Consider the following 344-nt stretch of genomic DNA (forward strand, 5'->3'; position numbering starts at 1 on the left):
AGGCCCCCCTTGATGACGTTGTCCCCGGCGTCACCGGTCAGCGTGTCGGCGGAGAGCCCGCCCGTGAGGTTCTCGACATTGGATCGGATGGTGTCCCGCTCGCCGACGCGACCATCGGAGGCGCCGCCGTCGTCGCCGGTGCCCGTCCCGATCGAGGCGATGACGCTCGCCGTCCGGGTGGCGTAGCTGGCGAGGTCGATGCCCGGCCCGCCGTTGAACACGTCGGCGTCGGCGCCGCCGTCGAGCGTGTCGTCGCCCTCGCCGCCGGAGACCACGTCGTCGCCGCGCGCACCGAGCAGCGTGGCCGCGCCGTAGCCGCCGGGGGGCCTGGCGGCACCAGGACC

1 pseudogene is annotated in these 344 nt (G+C 75.0%); it reads right to left on the bottom strand.

What is annotated here, in order from left to right:
• A pseudogene (locus F0U44_RS23155) lies at positions 1–344 on the bottom strand (calcium-binding protein); the annotation flags it as partial.

This window comes from Nocardioides humilatus (assembly GCF_008373755.1).
GTDB classification, from domain to species: Bacteria; Actinomycetota; Actinomycetes; order Propionibacteriales; family Nocardioidaceae; genus Nocardioides; species Nocardioides humilatus.